Below are 22,093 nucleotides of genomic sequence, written 5' to 3'. Positions count from 1 at the left end.
CGTCATGGCTACTGGTTCTTCATCAGCGTTTCGGCCGACGACCGGGACGACGACACCACGCTCATCTTCGCCTGGAAGTCGAACTGCACGCGGTACATCTCCATTGCTGCATCGGCCGATTCGGCGAGCACCTGCTTCACGTCCATGTGGGCGCTCTGCTCCGAAAACTGGCTGACGCGGTCCATCGCATGCTGCGCGGCCGCGTCGTGCGTGGTCAGCATCTGGGCGATCACGCTGCCGCCGTCGGCGCCGTCGTGATGCGTGCCGGGTGGAACCAGGTGCGGCTGGTTCATCAGCGCCTGGAATTTTGCCGCGGCGCCGGCGCTGGCCGCGTCGCCGCCCTGCGCGATATCGGTCAATGCCGCGTCGATCATCTGGCTTGCGATGGCTTGGCTCATTCACCCTCCTCGTTCTGCGATGTGGAACGCCGCCGGGGGCGGCATCGGTCAGGCGCGCAGGTAATTCAGCTGCGGGCCGGCTGCGGGCGGCGCGGCCCGGCTGTCGTCCTGCCGTGCCGGGTCGGCGTGCACGGCGACCGGGGACGGCTGGCACGACTCCGGAATCCGGAATTCGCCGCCGCGGTAGTCGCGTATCGCGTGGTTCAGGTCCTCGCGCGCCTCGAGTGCGCGTATCAGCTGCAGCGCCTCGCGGTTCGGCTTCGACTCGAGCGCGCCATGCGCCCATTGGCGCCAGCCCGGCTCGCCCGTCGACGCGAGGCAATAGGCCATCATCGCCTTTGCGTAGACGAAATCCGGCGCCAGATCGATTACCGTGCTCAGTGCGTGCTCCGCGTCGGTCCAGCGTCCGTGCACGATGTGCAGCACGCCGTCGAGCATGCCGATCTCCGCCACGGCCGGGCGGAACACGCGCAGCGCATCCAGCACGAGCTCGGCATCGAGCGTGTCGCCGGCTGCCTTCGGAAAATGGGCGAACAGCGCGGCGGATACGGTATCGATCAGGCCGCACACGACGTCGTGGCTGCATTGCAGATAGTCGGGAAGCGCGTTCGCGGAAGACGGCGCAGGCTGGCTGTTGAGCATGACGTTGACTCTCCATGGATACGGGCAACCGCCGTTGCGGCAGACGCGTGGCGTTGCCGACGGACCATCCCACCATAGCAACGGGGTGCCGCGTGGCCGGCGGACGACGCGAAGCGCTCCGTGCGCAAACGAAGCCGGATACGCATCCCGCCGGCCCGGCCCGGCCGCCGCAGCCCGCTTCGTTTGCGCACGGAGCGCTTCGTGCCTGCCCGGCAGCCCGGCGGGCCGGCCTCTATGATCGACCCAGGATCCCGACCCAGGCCCGCGATGAGCGACGAGAAAACCGAACAGCCAACCGACAAGAAGCTGCGCGACGCGCGCCGCGACGGCGAGGTGTCGAAAAGCAGCGACCTGATCGACGGCGCGCTGCTCGCCACCGGCGCGATCGTGCTGCTCGCGTGCGGCGACATGATCGTCGACGCCACGCGCTCGTCGCTGCATATCGCGCTTGGCTTCGTGTCGTCCGGCCACGACATGGTCACGCTGGCGGTCGCATTGCAGCAGATGGGCGCCCGGCTGGCCGGCGCCGTGCTGGTGCCGGTCGCGGCCGCGCTCGTGGCCGCCGTGGTGGCGCTGGCGCCGCAGGTCGGCTTCCAGGTGTCGATGAAGCCGGTTGCGTTCAAGCTCAGCGCGGTCAGCCCGGTGGCCGGCATCAAGAAGATCTTTTCGGTGCGGACGCTGATCGATCTGCTGAAGATGATCGTCAAGGGCCTGATCGTGTCGTTCGTGATGTGGCGCACCATCGACGCGGTCATGCCGATGGTGGCCGGTTCGCTGTACCAGCCGCTGCCGCAACTGTCGCGGCTGCTCGCCGTCATCGTGCTGAAGCTGTTCGGCGTGGCCGCGCTGGTGTTCATCATCATGGGCGCGGCGGACGTGAAACTGCAGCGCTGGCTGTTCATCCGCAGCAAGAAGATGAGCAAGGACGAGGTCAAGCGCCAGCACAAGCAGGACGAAGGCGACCCGGTCATCAAGGGCGAGCGCCGCCGGATCGCCCGCGAACTGTCGAACGGCCCGGCGCGGCCGAAGGTTGGCGCGGCGAGCGTGATGGTCGTCAACCCGACCCACTATGCGGTCGCCGTGCGCTATGCGCCCGACGAAAACCCGCTGCCCGTGATCATCGCGAAAGGCTTCGACGCACAGGCCGCGCGCCTGCGCCGGGAAGCGCAGCTGGCCGACGTGCCGATCGTCGGCAACCCGCCCGTTGCGCGCGCGCTCTACAAGGTCGAGCTGGGCGCGCCGATTCCCGAGGAACTGTTCGAGACGGTCGCCGTGATCCTGCGCTGGGTCGAATCGCTCGGCACGGCCCGCGGCCGGCCCGATGCGGACGCCCGCGCCGACGCGCACTGATCCACGCAACCGGTTACGTCACATGGCTACCCTGCTCAAGTCGCTGAAACTGCCCGCCGGCGGAGAAATCGCGCTGCTCGCGCTGATCGTCGCGATGATCTCGCTGATGATCCTGCCGCTGCCCACGCTGCTGATCGACATCCTGCTGAGCTTCAACCTCGCGATCAGCGCGACCCTGCTGATGATCACGCTGTACGTGCCGAGCATCGTGTCGCTGTCCGCATTTCCGACGCTGCTGCTGTTCACGACGCTGTACCGCCTGTCGCTGAACATCGCGTCGACCAAGTCGATCCTGCTGCACGCGGAGGCCGGCGACATCATCGACAGCTTCGGCCAGCTGGTGGTCGGCGGCAACCTGGTCGTCGGGATCGTCGTGTTCGTGATCATCACGGTCGTGCAGTTCATCGTGATCGCGAAGGGTTCCGAACGGGTTGCCGAAGTGGGCGCGCGGTTCACGCTCGACGCGTTGCCCGGCAAGCAGATGAGCATCGACGCCGACCTGCGCGCGAACAACCTGACGCCCGACGAAGCGCGTCACAAGCGCGCGACGCTCGCGCTCGAAAGCGCGCTGCATGGTGGGATGGACGGTGCGATGAAGTTCGTCAAGGGCGATGCGATTGCCGGGTTGATCATCACGGTCGTCAACATCGTGGCCGGCCTCGCGGTCGGCGTCGCGTATCACGGGATGACCGCGGGCGAAGCGGCCAACCGTTTCTCGATCCTGTCGATCGGCGACGCGATGGTGTCGCAGATCCCGTCGCTGCTGCTGTCGGTCGCGGCCGGCGTGATGATCACGCGCGTGTCGGACGAGCGCGAAGGCAAATCGTTGTCGCTCGGCGCCGAGATCGGCCGGCAACTCGCGGCCAGCCCGCGCGCGCTGGCGTTCGCGTCGCTGTTGCTGCTCGCTTTCGCGGCGGTGCCGGGCTTTCCGTGGCCGCTGTTCCTGCTGCTGTCGGGCGCGCTCGGCTTCGCCGCATACCGGCTCGGCAAGCGCAAGCCGTCGCGCGGCGCGTCCGTCGACGAACCGCTCGGCTCGATGCAGCGGGCCGGCGCGAAAACGGTCTCGCCCGCGATCCTGCCGCAGGCGCCCGCGTTCGCCGCGCCGCTCGGCGTGCGCATTTCCGCCGACCTGGTCGTGCGCATCAACCAGCCGGCGCTCGACCGCGCGTTCGAAGCCGAGCGCGCGCTGTTGCAGGAGGAACTCGGGTTGCCGTTTCCGGGCATCACGATCTGGGTGTCGGACCGCGTGCCGCCGTCGAGCTGCGAATTCCTGATGCACGACGTGCCGCAACTGTCGCTCGACCTGCCGGCCGGCAAGGTGATGCTGCCCGATCTCGGCGCGGCGGCCGCGCGCGGACCGGAACCCGGCGATCCGCAGACCGTGGACAACGAAGCCGCCAGCGCGATGATCGCGCAATGCGACGTCGGCATGCCGCTCGTCGCGAACGGCCCGCAAACCTACTGGATCGACGAAAAGTCGGTGCCCGCGAAGACCCGCGTATGGCGCGCGGAGCAGCTGATCGCGCATGCGTCGGTCGCGTTGCTGCGGCAGCATGCGGCGTTGTTCGTCGGCGTCCAGGAGGTGCAGTACATCTTCGACCAGATGGGTGGCGAATACCCGGGGCTCGTGGCCGAAGTGCAGAAGGTGCTGCCGCCGCAGCGGATCGCCGACGTGCTCCGGCGCCTGCTCGAGGAGCAGGTGTCGATCCGCAACGCCCGCAACATCATGGAAAGCCTGATCGCATGGGGGCCGAAGGAAAAGGACATGCTGATGCTCACGGAATACGTGCGCGGCGACCTGTCGCGCTTCCTCGCGCATCGTGCCGCCAACGGCGCGAAGCAGTTGCCGGCCGTGCTGTTCGACATGCCGGTCGAGCAGCATATTCGCCAGGCGATCAAGCAGACGCCGACCGGCAACTATCTGGCGCTGCCGCCGGAAGAAGCGAAGTTCCTGGTCGACAGCATCCAGTCCTTCGTCGGCCCGGTGCCGCGCACGGGCGTTGCGCTGGTGACGTCGATGGATATCCGGCGCTACGTGCGGCGCATGATCGAAGCGCAGCTCGGCTGGCTGCCGGTCTACTCGTATCAGGAGCTGGGCTCGCATGTCGATCTGCAGCCGCTCGGCCGCGTGATGCTGTAACGCGCGATGTCCAGGATCCACCGTCCCGCCCGGATCATCCCGCCCGCGACCGACCCTGTCGACGCGCCGGGTGCGCGCCGCGCGCGCCGCTTCGATTACGCGGCGCTGCTGCGCCGGCGTGCCATGCCGCGCGTGGGCGGCGCGGCATCCGAAGACGACGGGCACGATGCGTACGACGCACCGGATTCCGGTGCCGACGAGGATACCCGCGGCGATGCGCCAGGCGATGCGCGCGCAGGCGCCTCGCTGGCCGAGCGGATCGGCGCGGCCAGCGCGCCGGTCGTCGACGCCGTCTACCGGCAACAGAACCGGTTCATCGAATTGACCGCGCATATCGCGCGCGAGATCGCCGAGTTCTGCGCGAACCGGACGATCGCGCAATCGGGCAGCTGGGATGTGTGCCTGCCGCTCGACCCGGCGGTGCTGCCGGACACGACGCTGTACCTGTCGCTTTCGCCTCTCTGTCTGCAGCTTCGTTTCGACGCGCAAGACCCGTCGAGCAGACAGCTACTCTGGCAACACAGTCGCCTCCTGGATCGCGAACTGACCGGACTCCTCGACGCATGGGGCGAACCGCGGCAGATCGAGATCGTCATCGGGTGACGCGACATGAAGCGCGGCTCGTTTGCGGCACATCTGCAGACGAACACTCCGACACCGCCTGAACGGACAACCCTCGATCGCATCGTGCTCGACGAAACGGCATTGCTGAATGACGGCATCACCGGCGGCGCTTCGCAGCGGCCGCCCGCCCTTGCCGCAACCGACGCCCGTGCGCCGGCGCTGCCCGCCGATGCGCTTGCACGCGGCCTGTCGCGGATCACGCCGGCCGCCGCGCAAGCGAGCCGGGTGCTGTTCGACGCGCGTGTCGACGCGCTGGTCGCGCAGTTCGGCGGCGTCACCGGATGGCGGCTGACACCCGCGCCGCGGGCGGCCGATCCGGACACGCATCGCGACGAACCGGGCCGGATCGTTCTCGCCCATGTCACGGGAAGCCTCGCGGTCGATGTCGATCTGGCGCGCTATCCGGCATTGCAGGCGCTCGCGTCCGATTCGCGCGGGTCGGCCGCCGGCACGGTCCAGGCGCTGCGGCAATCGATCGCCGGCGTGCTGCTGGCGCCACTCACGGAGCGTCTGCTCGAAACCGGTATCGGCACGTGCCGGGTCGCCGACGTGCTGCGAACCGGCGGCGCGACCGCCACGCGGCACGGCCAGCAGCACGCCGGCCGCAACGCGCCCGGCACCGGCACCGATGCCGATCGACTCGTCGCCGAGGTGGCCGTCACGGTCGACGGATACCGTCACGACGCGACGCTGCACATCGGCGCGGCGACGCTCGCGCTGCTCGAACGGCGTCTGTCGTCGATGCAGGCGGGCCGCTCCTCCGACGCTCCGGCGCAGGACGCGCCGCATGCGCGACCGGGCTCCACCTGCGGCCTCCATCCGCTGCTGCGCATGCCGGGCCGCATCACGATCGGCGCGCGCCGCATCGCGATCGCCGCGCTCGAGGCGCTGCGCCCCGGCGACGTATTGCTGCGCACGATGCCGACGCATGTCGAAACCGCGCTGGCCCGGGGCGACACATTTCTCGCGCGCGCCGCGTGGGGGACGCCGGGGCTGACCCGGCTTTGCACCGGCGTCGAAATCGACGGCAGCCGGCTTGTCATCAGCGAGGACCCCGTCATGACCGACGATCTGCACTACCCCGACGACGCGCACCCGCCGCTCGCCGACGATTTCCAGGACGACCCCGTCGACATCGGCGAGCTGGACCTGCCCGTGCAGTTCGAACTCGACAGCGTCGCGCTGCCGCTCGCGCAACTGTCGTCGCTGCGGCCGGGCTACGTGATCGAGCTCGATACGCGCGTGTCCGACGCACAGATCAGGCTGGTGGCCCACGGACAGACGATCGGTCATGGCGAGCTGATCGCGGTCGCCGATCGTCTCGGCGTTCGAATCCTGCGGATGGCGCACGGCGATGGTTCAGTACAGTGACCTCACCGGGCTGCTGCTCGTCGTCATCGCGATCACCATCGTGCCGTTCATCGCGATGGTCGTCACCTGCTACATGAAGATCGTGGTGGTGCTCGGGCTGTTGCGCAACGCACTCGGCGTGCAGCAGGTGCCGCCGAACATGGTGCTCAACGGCATCGCGATCCTGGTGTCCGCGTATGTGCTGGCGCCGGTCGCGATCGCCGCGTCGCGCAACCTGCCGAGCGACCCGGTCGCGGGCGCATCGAGTTCGCAGGCGGTGATGCAGGCGTTCAGCGCCGCGCGCGAACCGTTCCGCAAATTCCTCGAAGCCCACGCGCACGAGCGCGAGCGGCGCTTCTTCGTCCGGTCGGCGGCGATGGTCTGGCCGAAGGATGTCGCGAGCGAACTGAAGGACACCGACCTGTTCGTGCTGGCGCCCGCGTTCACGCTCACCGAGCTCACGGAAGCGTTCAAGATTGGCTTCCTGCTTTACGTGGCGTTCATCGTGGTCGACCTGATCATCGCCAACGTGCTGCTCGCGATGGGGTTGAACCAGGTGCAGCCGACCAACGTCGCGATTCCGTTCAAGCTGCTGCTGTTCGTCGTGATGGATGGCTGGTCGACCCTGATCCACGGCCTCGTGCTGACCTACCGGTAGCGCGCCGCAATCGATATCGAATGCTTGCTTACGGGAATTCTCGATGGAAATCGACGCGCTGATCGGCGCCGCCGCCCAGGGGATGCTGCTGTGCCTCTACTGCTCGCTGCCGGTCGTCATCGTGGCGGCCGCGGTCGGGCTCGCCGTCTCGTTCCTGCAGGCGATCACGTCGATGCAGGACCAGACCTTGCCGCATGGCGTGAAGCTCGTGGCGGTGGTGATCACGATCATCATCGTGGCCCCGCTCGCGGCGTCCTCGGTCCTGCATTTCGCCAACCAGATGATGCGCACCGCGTTGCCGCAATGAATGGCATCGTCACGACGATCCCCGGAGCGGCATGTCGATGAGCCGGATCTCGCACAATCCTTATGCTGCCGCACAGGACGGGCTCGCGCAAACCGAGCGGACCCGCGCCGAACACGGACGCGACGACGCGCGCGCGAGCCATCAGGCCGCGCTGTTTCGCGGCCGCACGCTGTTCGCGCATGCGCGCAACGTGAGCGCGAGGCTGCTGGCGAACAAGCAGCTGGCCGCCCGGTTGCGCGCGCGCCTCGCGCAGGCCCGGCGGAAAAACGCCGGCAAGCGCGCGCGCTTCGCCATGCCGCGCAAGGCAATCGCGCAACCGGCGCAGCAACGGGGTCCGCACGGCACGACCCGGCGGGGTACGTCGAGCCCGCTGTCCGGATTGCGCGTCGGTCGTGACGGCGGACGCGGAGGACAGCGCGGCGGCGAGCAGCAGTCGTCCCAGCAGGACGGGAATCAACAGCAGCAAGGCCGGCAACAGCAGCAGCGCGAACGGGAGCCTGGCACGCGGCGCGCGCCGGGCGCCCTGCGCGTCGCCCGGCGCGGCGCGGCGGCCGCCTTGCTCGACGACGCGACGGTACCCGACTGGCTGGCCGGCGCACTCGGTCATGACGCCGGCGGTGCGCGCGAACAGGCCGTTGCCGATGCGTGTTGCGACGCGTTGCTGGCGATGCGCGACGAGCTCGCCGCGGCCCCCGGAACGCCACTCGATGCACGAATGTATCGCGTCGCCCGTGAAGTCACGCTGGCACGCACCTGGCTCGGCCCGTCGAGCGCGACCGGTTTCGACGCGGTGCGCGCGCGGCTCGTCGAGCGGTCCCGGCTGCGCAGCGCCGCCACGGGCGCCGGAGAATCGCATCCGGCCGACCGGGCCGCACCGGCCGTCGAACCGGCCGCCCGCATCCGGCATTTCAACCTGTTGCTGGGATTGCAATTGCTTGCGCTCGAACGGCCGGCGATCGGCTCGCGCGCGGCGCGCGCCGACAGCATCCTGGCGTCGCTGGAAGCCGGTGCGCACGCGTCGAACCTTGACGCGCGCGACCTTCCCGGCGACGACACCCCGTCTGACCCGCCATCGACTCGTTGACCGCTTCGCAGACACGCACGCCGGTTCGCGCGTCTGCCGGGCGACGGAACCGACGGCCGTTACAGTGAAAGTATCGAAAGCACGCGACGCCGCTGCGATGCATGTCGCCTGCGTCACCGCACGGATCCGAATCGACCATGAAACTGCTGCGCATCCTCACGGGACACCACGCCGGCGCCCAGGTCCATCTGGAACCCGGTGCGTATCGCGTCGGCGCCGACGACGACGCCGACATCCAGCTCACCGACTGGCGGGGTGCCGACGTCCTGCTGGTGGTCGAATCGAACGGCGCGGTCAGCAGCCAGCGGCTCGAGCACGCGGACACGAACGATTCGCTCGCCGCCTTCGCTGCACCGCAGGCAGACCTGCCGCGCGACGGCGATGACGCGGCGTCGGCCCGCGCGGCTCGCGGCGACGCGTTCGCCGGGCACGACGACGAACCGCCTGCGACGCTGGATCCTTGCAAGGTCTGGATGGTCGACTTCGTGCCGTTGCAGTTCGACGACATCGCGTTGTGCATCGGCTGGGCGGACGACACGTGGCCGAGCGACCTCGCGTTGCTGTCGACACTGCTGACCGGCCCCGCCCGCGCGTCGAACGAAGGCGACGACACGCCGCGCGGCGTCGCGCGCGTGAAACGGCTGCGCTATGCGGGCATCGTCGCCGCGTGTGTCGCCGTCGGCGCGGGCGTGGCCGGCCTCAGCTTCGCGCTGACGACCAACGTCAGCCGCGCCGCGCTCGCGCCGCCCGACGTGCTGCTCGAGCAACGCGTGAACCGCGCGCTGGCCGACGCGCACCTGAACGAGCTTCATGCAGCCCGCGATGGCGGCGACGGCGCCGCGCGCGCGGTGGTGACGGGGATGGTCCGCTCGGCGAACGACGATCATGTCGCGCGGCAACTGTTCGACCGCATGAAGCCGGCCGTCATCGTGCGCCGCTATCGGGTGGCCGACGACATCGCCCGCGGCATTCGCGATGCCGTCGACGTCGACGGCGTCCAGGTCGCTTACGACGGCCACGGCGTGTTTACGGTATCCGGCGCGGTGGCGGACCGGCAACGCGTCGAGAGTGCGCTGACGCGTATTCGCGGCGATTTCGACAAGAGCGTCACGCAGATTCGCGTCGCGTTGACCGACATCGACCTGCCGGCGCCGGCCCCCAAACAGGGGAATTTCACCGCGCTGCTGTCGTCGGGCAACGTGCGGTATGCCGAAACGCCGGACGGCGTGAAGCACATCTATCCCGTGCCGGACGACGCTGACGGCAGTGCCTCGGAAACGGCCGCCGCATCGGCGCCGGGTACGGCATCCGCCACGCCGGCGGCGCCCGCCACACCGCCCGTCGCGCGGGTCGATCCGGTGCCGTTGCCGTCGGACGACCGGGCCGCCGCAGCGTCGATTCACTGAAGCCCAAGGGGAATTCGCATGTACGAAGCAATCGAACGCCACGCCGAGGATTTCGGCAACCTGCAGAACCTGCTCGCCGACCCGGCCTCGGGGCCGCGGCTGATCGAGCTCGAGCGCGCGCTGCAGCTCAGTGCCCAGGCGGTCGGCGACGCCCGGGGCGGGTCCGACCTGGACCGCAGCAACCGCTCGAAGATCTATCTCGGACTGATGGCGGCCAGCCGCCTCGTCGCGCAGCTTCGCGAGCAGGAACTCGCGAAGTAGCGCCCGGTTTTCGCGCTTGTGCGCGGAATCCCGCGACGCCGGGCGACCGGACCGTCGCGATCTGCAACGTACTGTCGAGAAAGTCGCCCGCATGCAATCGCGGCGGCGTTCGGACAGGCTCTTCTACACGTCGAAAGGAGTCGGACATGAGTATTGGCAACGTCGTCGGCAGCGTCGCGGGAGGCGCGAATTCGGCTGCCGCCACCGGTGGCATCATCGGACAGCTTGGGGCCGCCGGGAACGAACAACTGGCGATCGCAGGCGCCGTGTCGAACATGCAATTGAAGCAGGCGACCGGCGAGGCAATGAAAGCGGCCTCTTCGGGTGTCAAGGAGGCCGCGAAGCCCTCGTGATCGAGACGAAGGCAACCGGCGCCGCGACCCTTGTGCCGGTCGGGTCGCGGCGCGGTACGGCCGGCACTTCTTTCGACGGGTCGCAAGGTCGATGAGCATCGATATCTATACCGCGCTGGTCGGCGAACTGTGCGCCGCCGTCGGCTTGCCCGACGTCGACCACATCCTGCAGACGCGGACGATCGAGGTCGAGGGTTTCGACGTGCGGCTCGATTACTTCGACAACGACCCGGGCGCGCTCTACGTCAATTTTCATTACGGCACGGTCACGGCCGGCCGCACGTTGACGATCTTCCGGCTGATGCTGGAAGCGAACCTGCTGATCTATGCGCAGGACCAGGCACAGCTCGGCATGGACAGCGATACGGGCGGCATCGTGCTGATCGTGCGCGTGCCGTTCGCCGACGACGTGACCGGCGAGACCCTCGCCGACCTCCTCTCGCACTACGCCGAACACGGCCGGTACTGGCGGCAGAACATCATCGAATCGAACGACGACATGTTCGAAGGTATCGCGACGGGTGAATTCATCTGGCTGCGCGCGTGAAGCCTCGCCTGACCCCGGCTCGCGCGGCGGACCGGCACTTCGCGTCCGCCAATCCGTCTTCGCATCGATGATGTAACCCGCGTGGCGGTGCGCCTGTGCTGGTTCCGGAACCCGTTGCCCCGGAGGTCACACGTGCGACGCACTGGAGCACCGGTCCGCGGCGTTCGACGTCGATCGTCATGCGATGGGGACGGATGGAGGCGAGCCCACGCGCGGATGGGCCGCGCATCGCGGGCGCGGTGCGCGTGTCGTTGAATGTCCTGCCGCGTCTGACCGCCCGTTGTTCCGCGCTGATTGCGACGGTCGACGCAGGCGCATCCGTCATGCGCGCGGGGCCAGGCCGTACCCGATCGCGCAGCGTCAGACGGTCAGACGGTCAGACCGTCGGGTCGCCGCGCCATGCACGCGCACGCCACCGTGCCCCGGCATGCAACCCGGCCCCCGCCGCGACGAATGCCGTGCACACGGCCAGCACGCCCGGCCACCCTGCCGTCGTCCACGCCGGCACGGCCAGCGCCGTGCCACTGGTGCCGCCGATGAAGTACACGATCATGTAGACGCCGTTGATGCGCGTGCGCGCGGCCGGCCGCAGCGCATAGATCACGGTCTGGTTGCAGACCATCGCGGCCTGGATGCCCATGTCGAGCAACACGATCGCCAGCGCCTCGACGGCGACCTGCCCCGGCCACGCGGCGAACAGCACCAGTGCGACGAACAGGCAGGCCAGCGCGCGCCCGAACACGCGCTCGGGTCCGAGCACGTCGGCCGCGCGGCCGATCGCCGGCGCGATCAGCGCACCGGCGATGCCCGCGAGCCCGAACAACCCGTCCACGGCCGCGCCCCATGCCGGATGCGTGTGCCGCAGATGCAGCGCGTAGCTCGCCCACAGCGCGCTGAACGCGCCGAACAGCAGCGCGCCGCGCCACGCCGACAGCCGCAGGCGCGGTTCGTCGCGATAAAGCGCGTGCAGCGAGCGAAGCAGGCTCGCATAGGATTCGCCGGTCGTCGCCGGCGAGCGCGGCAGCCGGCGCGACACGAGCCACGCGAGGAGGGCCTGCGCGAGCGCCGCGAACGCGAACATCGCGCGCCAGCCGAGCGCGTCGGTCAGCGCGCCCGAAACCACGCGGCTCGCGACGATGCCGATCAGCAGCCCGAGCATCACGCGCCCCACGACACGGCCGCGCCGCGCGGGCGCCGCCAGCGTCGCCGCGAACGGCACGGTCAGCGACGCGGTGGTCGCGAACACGCCGCTCGCAAGGGTGGCGAGCGCCTCCAGCGCGAAGAACGGCGCAAGCGCCGCACCGGCCAATGCAAGCGCACCGAGCCACGCGAGACGCGCGACCAGCGAGCGCTTCTCGTAACGGTCGCCGAGAGGCACGAGCAGCACGAGGCCGGCCACGTAGCCGACGTGGCCGAAGATCGACAGCGTGCTCGCGGTGGCCGGCGCGACGCCGAAGCTCGACGCGATCGCAGTCGCCATGACCTGGTTGTAGTAGAGGCTGCCGGCCGAGAACGCGCACAGCGTCGCCATCAGCGCGACCTGCGCGCCGGTAACGCCATCGGCGGCGGGCGTACCGGCCGCCGCCCCTTCGCGCGGATCAGCAGCCATCGCCGAGCGCTCCCGGGTTGACTCGCCGATCCGGATCGAGGCTCGCCTTGACACGCCGCATCAGGTTCCACGACCCCGGTTCCAGCACGCGCTCGAACGGATAGTCGCGCGACACCTGCCAGCTCGCACCGCCCAGTTCCGCATACGCGAGATAGGTCGCGTCGCGAATCGCCTGTACGGCGGCCCGCGCGTCGGGCGCGGCTGGCCGGTCGGCCCACGGCGCCGTGACGTCCGCCCCGACCGTCGCGACGTGCAGCGGCGTGAGTTCGTCGCGCCAGTAGAACGCGGTCTCGAAGAAAAACTCGTTGCCGATGCACATCAGGAAATGCGAGCGGCTGATCCCGTGTTGCGTCGTCAACGCATCGAACGTTTCAAAGTGACGCGCCATCGCATCGCACACGTACAACGCATCGGCGAGTGCGAACGTGGCGTGGCACGGTACCCAGCGTTCGCCGTTCAGCCCGAGCATGCCGCGCACCGGGCCGAACGGTTTCGCGCGAATCACGCGCGGCACCGAATCGGGCAGCTCGACGCCCTCGTACAGCACGATGGCGCGCACCTCGGCCAGCGCCTCGCCGAGGCGTCGCGCCGATTCGTCCTCGACCATCAGGTGCAGCGTGTACGGATACGCCGTCAGGAACTGCGTGCCGCCCGCGGCGACCGCCACCGCGTCCTTCACGCCGGCCGCGAGGCTCGTGCCGGCGCCGACCACCGCCAGCAGGTTCTTCACGCTGTCGGCCGCGCGGTTCACGCCGGCCGACTGCAGCGCCTTGTTGCGGTCGATGCCGAAGCTCTCCGCGATCTTGCCGGTCTGCGCCAGCCGCACCTGCGCGTCGACCATCGCCTGCATCGTCGCGAAGCCGGCCGACAGGTAGCCGACATGCGGCGTACGCTCGATCAGGCGCAGCGTCGCGGCGACCTTGATGCCGAACGCACCGTTGTCGCCGAGAAAGAGCCCCGTGAAATCGGGGCCGCCGCCGTGGCGCGTGAACGGCTTCGCGCCGCGCCGCCCGCCCGACCCGGTGGTCACGCAGGTGCCGTCGGCCAGCACGGCCGTGACGCCGAGCACGCTGTCGGCCACCGTGCCGTGGCGGCTCGATCCGTAGAACGCGCTGTTCTGCGACAGCGCGCCTCCGACCGTCCCGCCGATCCCCGACATCGGCCCCCAGTACGGCGTGCGCAAGCCGGTGGGCAGCAGCGCCTCGTGCAGTTCGGCCCAGGTGCAGCCGGCTTCGACGGTGACGAAGCGGCTCTTCTCGTCGATTTCGATCACGCGCGACATGCGCCGCGTGTCGACCACGATGCAGTTGCGGTGCGGCGGCAGATAGCCCTTGCCGTACGACAGGCCGCCGCCGCGCGGAATCAGCGCGACGTCGAGATCCTGCGCGAGTCGCGCAAGCGCGACCACGTCGTCGGCGCTGCGCGGCAGCGTGATCGCCAGCGGCGCCACGCCCGGTTGCCAGAACACGTCGTTCGAATAGAACGCAAGCGACGGTTCGTCGGTCAGCACCGCGTCGGCGCCGATGAGCGCGCACAGCCGCTCGCCCAGGTCGCCGTGCGACGGCCCGTTGAATGCAATCTGCATGGTCAGGCCTCGACTGAAATCGGATGGAAGCGGAGCGCGTCGTGCCGTTCGGCGGGCTGCGACGGCACAGCCGGTTCGGGCGCCATCCGGCGCGCGAGCGAGAGCTGGAACGCATGCAGCGGCCCTTCGTGGAACGGCGAGAACGGGCCGGCGCGATAGCCGGGCGAGCGGCGGCACGCGTGCATGCCCTCGATCATCGGAAGGTCCTCGCGATTGATGCGATCCCAGTTCGCGCGCACGCGCTCGCGGAGCGCTTCCAGCGGATCGCCGTCGTCATTCGTGGCCGGTACGCCGGCGGACGGCGTGCCGACGAAGAAGAAGTACACGTGCTCGTCGGTGGTCTGCACGTCGACCGGATCGACCGTCAGCACGAACAGGTAGTCCGCATGCAGGCCGAGCATCAGCGTGGGGCTCGCGAGCAGGTACTCGGCGCCGCGCGCGCGTTGCGGCGACAGTCCGGCGAACGTCGGCAGGCCGCCGTGGCCGGCGGTCGCCGCATCGTAGATACGGGTGCCGACGCCGCAGACGTGCGCGTCCACGATCGGGTAGTGCTCGTTCCACAGCGACGCCTTGTTCAGCGCGGGATGCACGAACGGGTTGTGATAGCTGTCGAGAAAGTTCTCGACGACGAGCTTCCAGTTGCCGTGCACGCGATAGTGCAGCGCGCCGCCGTACTGCAGTTGCGAGAAGTCGTAGTCGTGCCAGCGGCGCTCGAGCGCCGCCAGCGTATCGGCGAGCGGCGCGGCTCGGCCGCCCGGGTTCACGCAGACGAGACCGTTCCAGCTCGCGCTTCGCACGCGATCGAGTTCGAGACACGCGCGGTGCGAAGCATCCACGTGGTGGTCGTGAATCCCGTTGAAGTGGCTCGCACGTTCCAGCGCGCCGTTCAATCCGTATCGCCACGCGTGATACGGGCACCTGATCGAATGGACGTCGCTTGCCGTCTCGCTCACGAGCGGCACGCCGCGGTGCTTGCAGATGTTGTGAAAGCAGCCGAGCATGCCGTCTCGATCGCGCGTGACGACGAGCGGCATGCCGGACAGCGTGACGGGCAGCACGTCGCCGGGCCGGGCAACCTGTCCGCCGGCGGCTGCGACGCGCCAGTGGCGTTCGTCGAGCACCGCGCGTTCGTGGGCGAAGATCTCGGGGTCGGTGTAGAACGCCGCCGGAAGCGACGTCGCGTGCTCGAGCGGCTTCGCGAGATGCTGTGTGAGGACATGTTGATAGCGCTGCGCAGCTTGCATGAAATTCCCCAGGGTTGGGCCGCGCCCATGCGGCCGTGACAGCGATCGTAGGAGAAGCGTGCCGTTGCGGCGGCCGCGATGCGAAACGGTGGCGGGCGATCCGCAGCGGACGGCCATGCGATTCAGCGCAAGATGCGTCGGATCCCGTCCCTCAGTGCCTGCAGTGGATTACGGTGCGCGTCAGCGCGTGCCGGTGCAGGATTGACCTGCGCGGGCACACCGGGCGAACGATCGGGTACGTCCCGCAAGATGTGCGCCGTCGCATGGGGACGAACCGGTTTCGGCGCCTGCAGCGGAACGTCGGCAACGGCCACCGGCACGTGTCCCGCCGGGTTCGCGGGCAAGCTGTCCTGCACGCCTTCACGCGCCGCCGAATGGCTGCCTGACGGCTCGGTTGCCGCCTCCGGTTCCGTCGCATGCCCGGTGCGCGTCAGGAACGCGCGCCAGTCTTCGTGGCCCCCCGTCTGCGCAGGGCTGCCGGATGACGATGGCGGCGCCGCCGATCCAGGCGCATGCCCGGTGCGCGTCAGGAACGTGCTCCAGTCTTCGTGGCCCCCCGTCTGCGCGGGGCTGCCGGATGACGATGGCGGCGCCGCCGATCCAGGCGCATGCCCGGTGCGCGTCAGGAACGTGCTCCAGTCTTCGTGGCCCCCCGTCTGCGCAGGGCTGCCGGACGGCGATGGTGGTGCCTCCGGTCCAGGCGAATGCCCGGTACGCGTCAGGAACGCGCGCCAGTCTTCGTCCGGCTGTTTCGGCGCGCTGGCCGGCGCTTCCGCATGCGGCGACGAATGACCGTTCGACGCAGCAGAAGCCGTTCTGCCCGGCTCCGGCAAGCTGCCGGGCGGGCTCGTGTTGCCGGCGCTTGCGGGCACGTTGCCGATCCGCCATGCCGCCGGCCGGCGGATGGGCGATGCCGTCTCCGGGGAGACGGGTCTTGGCGTGACGACGGACCTCATGTCGGCCTTCGTCAGCGGGCTGACGGGCCGCGGAGAAAAAGGCGTATCGGCCCGGGCGCCGATCGTGCGCAGCCGTTCGAGCACCGCGCCGCCGGCCGGGCTGGACGGCTGCGCTGGCGGGCTGTCGTGGCGCTCCGGCGCCGGCGTCGATGCGGGCGGACTTCCGAATGAAACCTGACGCGGCCCGCTGACCGTATTGTCCATGTGCTCTCCGATACCTGTTCGCTAGCATGGGGCTGGGGTGAACGCCCCTTCGGCAACGCCGTGCCGACACCGACTCCTGCAGAAATACCTCGGTCCGTCGATTGCGGCCGGACGCAATGCGAAGCGGCGCGCGCAAACCCGCAGTCGATGCCGCCAGCGTCACGCTCGCTTCGCATCCGGCGACCGCGGTTCCGATGCGGCTACGATCGGCGCGCGAGGCCCGCCTACATTCCGTTAACCCGCCACTCATTTCCTGAACGCCATGCAAGTGACGCGCACCGCGAGTCCCGATTCCAGCCCGCGAAACAGCGAAAGCCCTGTCGACAGTTCGCACTGAACGCCAGCGCCGGCGCCAACCGTCGATACTGCCGCGCAAGCCCAGATCCGATCGCAGTTCCCGCCCCCTTGTCCGGACAGCGCCGTCCAAGTACGGCGTCGCTGGAGAGCGCGGGCGAAGCGCCGCCGGCACAGCTTTCGCGCATCCGGCACTACTCCGACGGAACGACGACGGGAGCGGTCGACCCGCATGACGCGAACGCCAGGGACGAACTCATCAGATTCCCGTTCGAAATAGACGCGGACGATCGTGGCGCACTTGCCGCCCGTTTCGAGGAGGATTACCCGCCCGGCGCATTCGACCCGCGCAACTATGAAGGGGTGGTCGTCGCGGTCAAGGACGACGTGATCACGGGTTTCATGGACGATTCGGAAACCGGGCTGCACGCGCCGGGACAAGTCGCCCAGATCAATATCCTGGTCGCCCGGGAACATCGGGGAACGGACGCCGCGAGAAACCTCGCGAAACAGGTCGACGACGCGTTGATCGCGAAGGGTGATCGATACAGGCTGTCTCGCGTATGGGACAGCAATACGGCGCAACTGGAGCGAAAACAGGCGCGCGGCTGGCGCCCCGCCCCGACCCGGCGCTGACCGAACCGGGCCGGACGCAAGCGTTCTGGATCGCGCTCGATCCACGATTCAAGGACATTCCGCCGCCGCGGCAAACCCGCGTCCGCTGAGCGTCCCGGAACCGCATGCGCGTTGCATCGTCCGCCGCGCGCATGCGGCGGCGCCGCGAGTATCGGCGCAACGGCGGGCGCGTCGATTCGCGCGCTACCCGGATTCATCCGCCTGGTCGAACAGACCGGCGCGTGCCTGCCGCCAGGCGGGCTGCTGCGCAAATGGCCCGGGGTCCGTCAACGGACCCCGGGCCACCGGGCGATCACGGGTACCGGGCGCTGCATCCATGCCCCGGCGCCCGCACCGCTCAACGCTCAACGCTGCGCGACCTGCATCAGAACTGATAACCCGCGCCGACCACCGCGCCGAAGTCCGACCGCGTGTTGCCCGTCACCGACGCCTTGACGACCCAGCGGTTGCTCTCCGTCACGTACGAGTAGCCGGCCGCGAAGCCCTGCTGACCGTGATAGTTCGACGTCGCCGCCGACACCATCGAGCGCCCCGCGCCCGTCGGCTGCGGCAAACCGGCCACCGCCATCGCCGACGCGACGCCGCCGTACATGTCCTTCTTCAGGTCGTTGAACGCGTTGTACACCTGGCCGACGCGCTGGTCGGTGTAGCCCTTCGCCTGCGCCGATGCCGTCGACAGGTTGTCGTTCAGCTGCTGCACGTTCACCGCGTCGGTCGGCGCCGTCCCGGCCGCGACGTTCGTGACCTGGCGCTCGCTGCCCTTCGCACCGACCGAGAACGAATTGTCCCGATCGGCGACGGAGCCCTGGCCAACCGCCACCGCATTCTTGCCGGTCGCGGTCGCCGTCGACCCGATCGAACCCGCGTCGGCACGCGCGATCCACGACGTGTTCGCATCGGTCGCCGCCGCGCGGATCTTGTCGTTGGCCGCGGCATTCTGCAGCGCGGTGTTGAACTGGCCCATGTTGACCGCGTCGTTGGCGTTCACGCCCGCCGCGACGCCGGTCAGCACGCGGTCGCCCGCCGTGCCGGAGAAGTTCACGCTGGTGCCGCCCGTGCCCTGCCCGACCGTGATCGCGCCGTTCGGATCCTGCTGCTGCACGAGGCCGGCCTTGCCGTTCGCGATGTTGGTGACGTTGCTCTGCAGGTTCGAGATGTCGGTCGTGTTCTTCGACACCTGCTGGTTGGTCGCGTAGAGCTGCGAGCCGTTCACCGCGTCGGTGCTGGTCGCGCTGAGCGTGCCTGCCTGCACGTTGGTGATGCGCGTGCCGCCGGCGCCGCCGAGCGTGATCGTGCTCTTCGAGCTGTCGTCGTACTGCACCGCGAGCGCGCCGAGCTGGTTGAGGCTCGACTGCACGCCCTTCAGCTGCTTCACGTTCACCGCGTCCGTATCGCTGGTGCCCGCCGCGACGTTCTTCAGCACGACCGCCGACGTTGCATCGCCGCCGACGAGCGACACCGAATTCAGCCGGTTGCCGTTCGTGTCGACGTCGTACTTGACGACGTTCTTCACGGCTTCGCCGGCCTGGTTCGACACCTGCGTGATCTGCTGTTCGAGCGCGGTTTTCACGCCCGACAGCTGGCCGCCGTTCACCGCATCCGTGCTGCCCGCGGCGACATTGCCGTCGGCCACGTTCGTCAGCTGCGTCGGTGCACCGCCGCGCGCCGCGCTGAACGCGCCGAGCTTCGGATCGAACTGCAGCGCGTCCTGCTGCAGCCCGGCGATCGCCGCCGTGTTGCCCGCGATATTCGTTTCGGCGTTGCCGATGCGCGTTTCGTGATTCGCGAGGGTCGTCGTGTTGCTGCCGACGCGGCCGTCTAGGTTCGTCAGTGCGTCGCCGACATTGTTGAACGCGCTGCCGCCGATCTTGTAGTTCGGAGCGGTGATCGAGCCGTCCGGATTCGACGTCGCGCCGCCGCCGAGTGCGGCCGCGGTACTGTCGATCGCGCTGCGCAGCTGTGCGCCGTTCACCGCGTCGGTGCTGCCGGCCGCGACGTTGCCGGCCGCGACGTTGGTCACGCGCACCGGGCTGCCGCCGTTGCCCGCGCCGAGCGAAACCTGCCGCTTGCTCGCGTCGTCGTATTTCACGGCCAGCGCATCGAGCTGGCTCGTGCCGTCGTGAATCGCCGCGGTCAGCTGGTCGACGTTGACCGCGTCGGTGCCGGCCTTGCCGGCCGCGACGTTGCTGATGAGCTGCGGGCCGTGGCCGCCGTGGCTCGCGTCGTAAGCGCCGATGCCCGGGTTCCACTGGAGCGCATCCTGCTGCAGCGCCGCGATATTGCCCGTGTTCGTCGTCACCTGGTTGCCGACGGTCGTGATCGACTGGTTGAGCGTGCTGGTTGCCTTGCCGAGCTGGCCCACGTTCACCGCATCGTTCGCGGCCGTGCCGTCCGCGACGTTGTGCAGGCCGACCGGCGCCGCCGCCCCCGTCCCGCCCAGCGTGACGCCGCTGTGCGCGTCGCTGTCGTACTGCACGGCGTTCTTCGTCGCGCTGCTGATCTGGCTGGTGATCGACGTGCTCAGGTTGCCGAGCGTCGTACTGAGGTTGTTCGTCACGCTCGTGCTGAGCGACGCGAGGCCGCCGTTCAGCTGCCCGACGTTGACGGCGTCGTGTACGTCCTTGCCGTCGGCGACGTTGTGCAGCGTCGTGCCGTTGGTGCCCGCGAACGTCACCGAGTCGAAGCCGCTCGCGCCGTCGTACTTCACGTTGCGCGCATCGGCCGCCTGCAGGCCGCCGATGTTCGACGCCGCCGTACTCAGCGACGTGTTGATGCCGGTCACGCTGGTCTGCAGGTTCGCGATGTTCGACGCCGCCGTCGAAATGGACGTCTGAAGCGGCGTGACGCTGCCCTTCAGCTGGCCGACATTGACGGCGTCGGTATCGGCCACGCCGGCCGCGACACCGCCGATCGTCGTGCCGTTGACGCCGTCGAGCGCGATCGCCGCATGCGTGTTGTCGGTGTACTTCACGACGTTCTGCGTCGCCGTGACGATGCTCGTGCTGAGGCTGTTGCCGACGCTGGTCACGCGCTGGTCGACGTTCGAGATCGTGGTCGACAGCGAATTGCCGACCGACGTCACGCGCGCGTCGACATTGCCGATGCCCGTGCTGAGCGTGTTGTTCACGTTCTTCAGCTGCTGGACGTTGACGGCGTCCGTATCGGCCGCGCCCGCCGCGACGTTCTTGAGCTGGCGTTCGCTGCCGATTGCACCGAACGATACCGCGCCGCCGACCGGTGCGGCCGTGCCGCCGAACACCGGCGTGCCGCCGTTGTTCGCGCCGATGCTGCCCGACCCGATCGCCACCTGATTGTTGTCGTTCGTCTGCGCACCCGCGCCGATCGCCACCGATTGCGTGCCGCCCGCGCGCGTCTGCGTCGCCGCGTCGTACGACGCGCCGGCCGATACGCCATCGCTCGACGTCGGGTTCGCGCCGCCGATTGCGACCGAGCGGTCGCCGCTGGCCAATGCCGAGTGGCCGAGTGCGATCGAGCTGGTGCCGTGCGCATCCGCCACGTTGCCGAGCGCCATCGAGAAATCGCCGACTGCGGCCGACTGGCGGCCGATCGCCAGCGCGGTGTTGCCCTGCGCGACCGCCACCGTGCCGATCGCGGTCGCCGAGTTCGCCAGCGCCTGCGAGCCGACACCGATCGCAATCGCACCGCCGCTGCTGCTGCCGCCGTTGCTGCTCGCATTCGACTGGTCGCCGATCGCGATGCCGCTGGTGCCGGCCTTGGCATTCGTGCCCTGCGTCACGTTCGTGGTACTCACCGCCACGTAGGTCCCGTTCTTGGTCTTGACGCACAGCGGGTTGGTCCCGTCGATGCACTGCCCGTTCAGCGCGTTGTCCGGGTTGCCGCGGTCGACGAAATTGTCGGCGTGCGCGGCGCCGGCGCTCAGCATACCCGCGCCCGCGAACATCGCGGCGGCGAGCACCGAAATCTGCTTCCTCTTCATGGTCTTCTGCTCCGTTGTGTAGCGTCTGGTTTGAATATGGACTACTTACGTTTATTGACAGCTTCGACTTCGATTGCGATTGCGACTTCGGTGCGGAACCCGATTCCGTGATCCGGCGCTGCCACGTTGGAGGCGATCCGCATCGACCGTTCGTTTCCACCGGACGATCGAAGCCTCCGGGCCCGCCGTCTAGTTACGGCCCGTTCCGTTATTCAAGAAACCTCATTAGGAATGCGTAATACTATTTATGGACGAGCCTTTCCCCGACTGAATCCGGAGATTCAACCTGTCGTTATAAACACCTCTGATGTGAGGTCGCGCCGACCGCGACCAACCCCGCTTCTTTTATTTCATCTTCGGCAACCGGTGCTTTATTCCCGTGCCACGAGCATTTGCCCGGGCGGGCATCAATCGATGCTTCGGACTCGAATCGCACAACGTCCGGCGCACCTTGCGGCGCCTTCCGTTGCGCTGTGCCACCCGGCAT

Annotated in this window: 19 protein-coding genes; 13 read left to right on the top strand and 6 right to left on the bottom strand. The window is 68.9% G+C overall.

Going from position 1 to position 22,093, the window contains the following annotated elements; translation table 11 throughout:
* Nucleotides 1-8: 8 nt before the first annotated feature.
* Both ACWMMN_RS34305 and ACWMMN_RS34300 read right to left on the bottom strand, forming a co-directional pair.
* Entirely contained in the window at nt 9-398 is a 390-nt protein-coding gene (locus ACWMMN_RS34305; RefSeq protein ID WP_059241459.1) for a hypothetical protein, read from the bottom strand.
* Nucleotides 399-446: 48 nt separating this feature from the next.
* Complete coding sequence (locus tag ACWMMN_RS34300; RefSeq protein ID WP_059241456.1) at nt 447-1,040, bottom strand: HrpB1 family type III secretion system apparatus protein; 594 nt, start codon at nt 1,038-1,040, stop codon at nt 447-449.
* A 267-nt stretch (nt 1,041-1,307) separates the two neighbouring features.
* On the opposite strand from ACWMMN_RS34300, the gene sctU reads away from it, so the two are divergent.
* The 11 genes from sctU to ACWMMN_RS34245 all read left to right on the top strand — a co-directional run bounded on the left by sctU (nt 1,308) and on the right by ACWMMN_RS34245 (nt 11,120).
* Entirely contained in the window at nt 1,308-2,390 is a 1,083-nt protein-coding gene (gene sctU / locus ACWMMN_RS34295) for a type III secretion system export apparatus subunit SctU (protein WP_059241455.1), read from the top strand.
* A gap of 22 nt (nt 2,391-2,412) precedes the next feature.
* Nucleotides 2,413-4,530: a type III secretion system export apparatus subunit SctV gene (sctV, locus tag ACWMMN_RS34290; RefSeq protein WP_174992394.1), complete on the top strand. Its 2,118-nt coding sequence runs from the start codon at nt 2,413-2,415 to the stop codon at nt 4,528-4,530.
* A gap of 6 nt (nt 4,531-4,536) precedes the next feature.
* The gene (sctP, locus tag ACWMMN_RS34285) at nt 4,537-5,133 is read left to right on the top strand and encodes a type III secretion system protein SctP (RefSeq protein WP_256087802.1); all 597 of its coding nucleotides are present in this window, start codon (nt 4,537-4,539) and stop codon (nt 5,131-5,133) included.
* A gap of 84 nt (nt 5,134-5,217) precedes the next feature.
* On the top strand, nt 5,218-6,525 hold the full coding sequence (gene sctQ / locus ACWMMN_RS34280; RefSeq protein WP_486424438.1) for a type III secretion system cytoplasmic ring protein SctQ: 1,308 nt from the start codon (nt 5,218-5,220) through the stop codon (nt 6,523-6,525).
* Nucleotides 6,509-7,162 (top strand): type III secretion system export apparatus subunit SctR, encoded by a 654-nt coding sequence (sctR, locus tag ACWMMN_RS34275; RefSeq protein WP_059241449.1) that lies wholly within the window; start codon nt 6,509-6,511, stop codon nt 7,160-7,162. The genes sctQ and sctR overlap by 17 nt, the downstream gene beginning before the upstream one ends.
* A 43-nt stretch (nt 7,163-7,205) precedes the next feature.
* On the top strand, nt 7,206-7,469 hold the full coding sequence (gene sctS, locus ACWMMN_RS34270; RefSeq protein ID WP_059241447.1) for a type III secretion system export apparatus subunit SctS: 264 nt from the start codon (nt 7,206-7,208) through the stop codon (nt 7,467-7,469).
* A gap of 190 nt (nt 7,470-7,659) precedes the next feature.
* Nucleotides 7,660-8,553 (top strand): hypothetical protein, encoded by an 894-nt coding sequence (locus ACWMMN_RS34265; RefSeq protein ID WP_486424437.1) that lies wholly within the window; start codon nt 7,660-7,662, stop codon nt 8,551-8,553.
* Between the two features lie 137 nt (nt 8,554-8,690).
* On the top strand, nt 8,691-9,959 hold the full coding sequence (locus ACWMMN_RS34260; RefSeq protein WP_486424436.1) for a secretion protein: 1,269 nt from the start codon (nt 8,691-8,693) through the stop codon (nt 9,957-9,959).
* A gap of 18 nt (nt 9,960-9,977) precedes the next feature.
* Complete coding sequence (locus ACWMMN_RS34255) at nt 9,978-10,220, top strand: type III secretion protein (protein WP_174992389.1); 243 nt, start codon at nt 9,978-9,980, stop codon at nt 10,218-10,220.
* Nucleotides 10,221-10,366: 146 nt separating this feature from the next.
* Nucleotides 10,367-10,573 (top strand): hypothetical protein, encoded by a 207-nt coding sequence (locus ACWMMN_RS34250; RefSeq protein ID WP_059241440.1) that lies wholly within the window; start codon nt 10,367-10,369, stop codon nt 10,571-10,573.
* A gap of 91 nt (nt 10,574-10,664) precedes the next feature.
* Nucleotides 10,665-11,120 carry a CesT family type III secretion system chaperone gene (locus ACWMMN_RS34245; protein ID WP_059241437.1) on the top strand — a complete coding sequence of 152 codons (456 nt, stop codon included), beginning with the start codon at nt 10,665-10,667 and terminating at the stop codon, nt 11,118-11,120.
* 376 nt (nt 11,121-11,496) lie between these two features.
* On the opposite strand, the gene ACWMMN_RS34240 is transcribed toward ACWMMN_RS34245, so the two are convergent.
* From ACWMMN_RS34240 to ACWMMN_RS34230, 3 genes are read right to left on the bottom strand one after another with little or no spacing between them, the layout of a single operon-like run.
* Nucleotides 11,497-12,729 carry an MFS transporter gene (locus ACWMMN_RS34240; RefSeq protein ID WP_174992388.1) on the bottom strand — a complete coding sequence of 411 codons (1,233 nt, stop codon included), beginning with the start codon at nt 12,727-12,729 and terminating at the stop codon, nt 11,497-11,499.
* Nucleotides 12,719-14,314: an FAD-binding oxidoreductase gene (locus ACWMMN_RS34235; protein WP_486424435.1), complete on the bottom strand. Its 1,596-nt coding sequence runs from the start codon at nt 14,312-14,314 to the stop codon at nt 12,719-12,721. The genes ACWMMN_RS34240 and ACWMMN_RS34235 overlap by 11 nt, the downstream gene beginning before the upstream one ends.
* A gap of 2 nt (nt 14,315-14,316) precedes the next feature.
* Nucleotides 14,317-15,558 carry an aromatic ring-hydroxylating oxygenase subunit alpha gene (locus ACWMMN_RS34230; RefSeq protein WP_486424434.1) on the bottom strand — a complete coding sequence of 414 codons (1,242 nt, stop codon included), beginning with the start codon at nt 15,556-15,558 and terminating at the stop codon, nt 14,317-14,319.
* Between the two features lie 849 nt (nt 15,559-16,407).
* Between ACWMMN_RS34230 and ACWMMN_RS34225 the strand changes: the two genes are divergently transcribed.
* Together ACWMMN_RS34225 and ACWMMN_RS34220 are read left to right on the top strand one after the other, a co-directional pair.
* Nucleotides 16,408-16,692 carry a hypothetical protein gene (locus ACWMMN_RS34225; RefSeq protein ID WP_486424433.1) on the top strand — a complete coding sequence of 95 codons (285 nt, stop codon included), beginning with the start codon at nt 16,408-16,410 and terminating at the stop codon, nt 16,690-16,692.
* Between the two features lie 431 nt (nt 16,693-17,123).
* Complete coding sequence (locus ACWMMN_RS34220; protein ID WP_486424432.1) at nt 17,124-17,648, top strand: GNAT family N-acetyltransferase; 525 nt, start codon at nt 17,124-17,126, stop codon at nt 17,646-17,648.
* 364 nt (nt 17,649-18,012) lie between these two features.
* Here ACWMMN_RS34220 and ACWMMN_RS34215 read toward each other — a convergent pair whose 3' ends face one another.
* Entirely contained in the window at nt 18,013-21,606 is a 3,594-nt protein-coding gene (locus tag ACWMMN_RS34215) for a YadA family autotransporter adhesin (protein ID WP_059241425.1), read from the bottom strand.
* Nucleotides 21,607-22,093: the final 487 nt, after the last annotated feature.

Source organism: Burkholderia cepacia complex sp. TUM26381, from assembly GCF_057439935.1.
This window is presented reverse-complemented; position numbering and strand designations above follow the sequence as displayed.

Excerpts from the sequence above, each read along its gene's own strand:
- ACWMMN_RS34305 (WP_059241459.1), bottom strand. The coding sequence starts at position 398 with ATGAGCCAAGCCATCGCAAGCCAGATGATCGACGCGGCATTGACCGAT.
- ACWMMN_RS34300 (WP_059241456.1), bottom strand. The coding sequence starts at position 1,040 with ATGCTCAACAGCCAGCCTGCGCCGTCTTCCGCGAACGCGCTTCCCGAC.
- sctU (WP_059241455.1), top strand. The coding sequence starts at position 1,308 with ATGAGCGACGAGAAAACCGAACAGCCAACCGACAAGAAGCTGCGCGAC.
- sctV (WP_174992394.1), top strand. The coding sequence starts at position 2,413 with ATGGCTACCCTGCTCAAGTCGCTGAAACTGCCCGCCGGCGGAGAAATC.
- sctP (WP_256087802.1), top strand. The coding sequence starts at position 4,537 with ATGTCCAGGATCCACCGTCCCGCCCGGATCATCCCGCCCGCGACCGAC.
- sctR (WP_059241449.1), top strand. The coding sequence starts at position 6,509 with ATGGTTCAGTACAGTGACCTCACCGGGCTGCTGCTCGTCGTCATCGCG.
- sctS (WP_059241447.1), top strand. The coding sequence starts at position 7,206 with ATGGAAATCGACGCGCTGATCGGCGCCGCCGCCCAGGGGATGCTGCTG.
- ACWMMN_RS34260 (WP_486424436.1), top strand. The coding sequence starts at position 8,691 with ATGAAACTGCTGCGCATCCTCACGGGACACCACGCCGGCGCCCAGGTC.
- ACWMMN_RS34255 (WP_174992389.1), top strand. The coding sequence starts at position 9,978 with ATGTACGAAGCAATCGAACGCCACGCCGAGGATTTCGGCAACCTGCAG.
- ACWMMN_RS34250 (WP_059241440.1), top strand. The coding sequence starts at position 10,367 with ATGAGTATTGGCAACGTCGTCGGCAGCGTCGCGGGAGGCGCGAATTCG.
- ACWMMN_RS34245 (WP_059241437.1), top strand. The coding sequence starts at position 10,665 with ATGAGCATCGATATCTATACCGCGCTGGTCGGCGAACTGTGCGCCGCC.
- ACWMMN_RS34240 (WP_174992388.1), bottom strand. The coding sequence starts at position 12,729 with ATGGCTGCTGATCCGCGCGAAGGGGCGGCGGCCGGTACGCCCGCCGCC.
- ACWMMN_RS34235 (WP_486424435.1), bottom strand. The coding sequence starts at position 14,314 with ATGCAGATTGCATTCAACGGGCCGTCGCACGGCGACCTGGGCGAGCGG.
- ACWMMN_RS34230 (WP_486424434.1), bottom strand. The coding sequence starts at position 15,558 with ATGCAAGCTGCGCAGCGCTATCAACATGTCCTCACACAGCATCTCGCG.
- ACWMMN_RS34215 (WP_059241425.1), bottom strand. The coding sequence starts at position 21,606 with ATGAAGAGGAAGCAGATTTCGGTGCTCGCCGCCGCGATGTTCGCGGGC.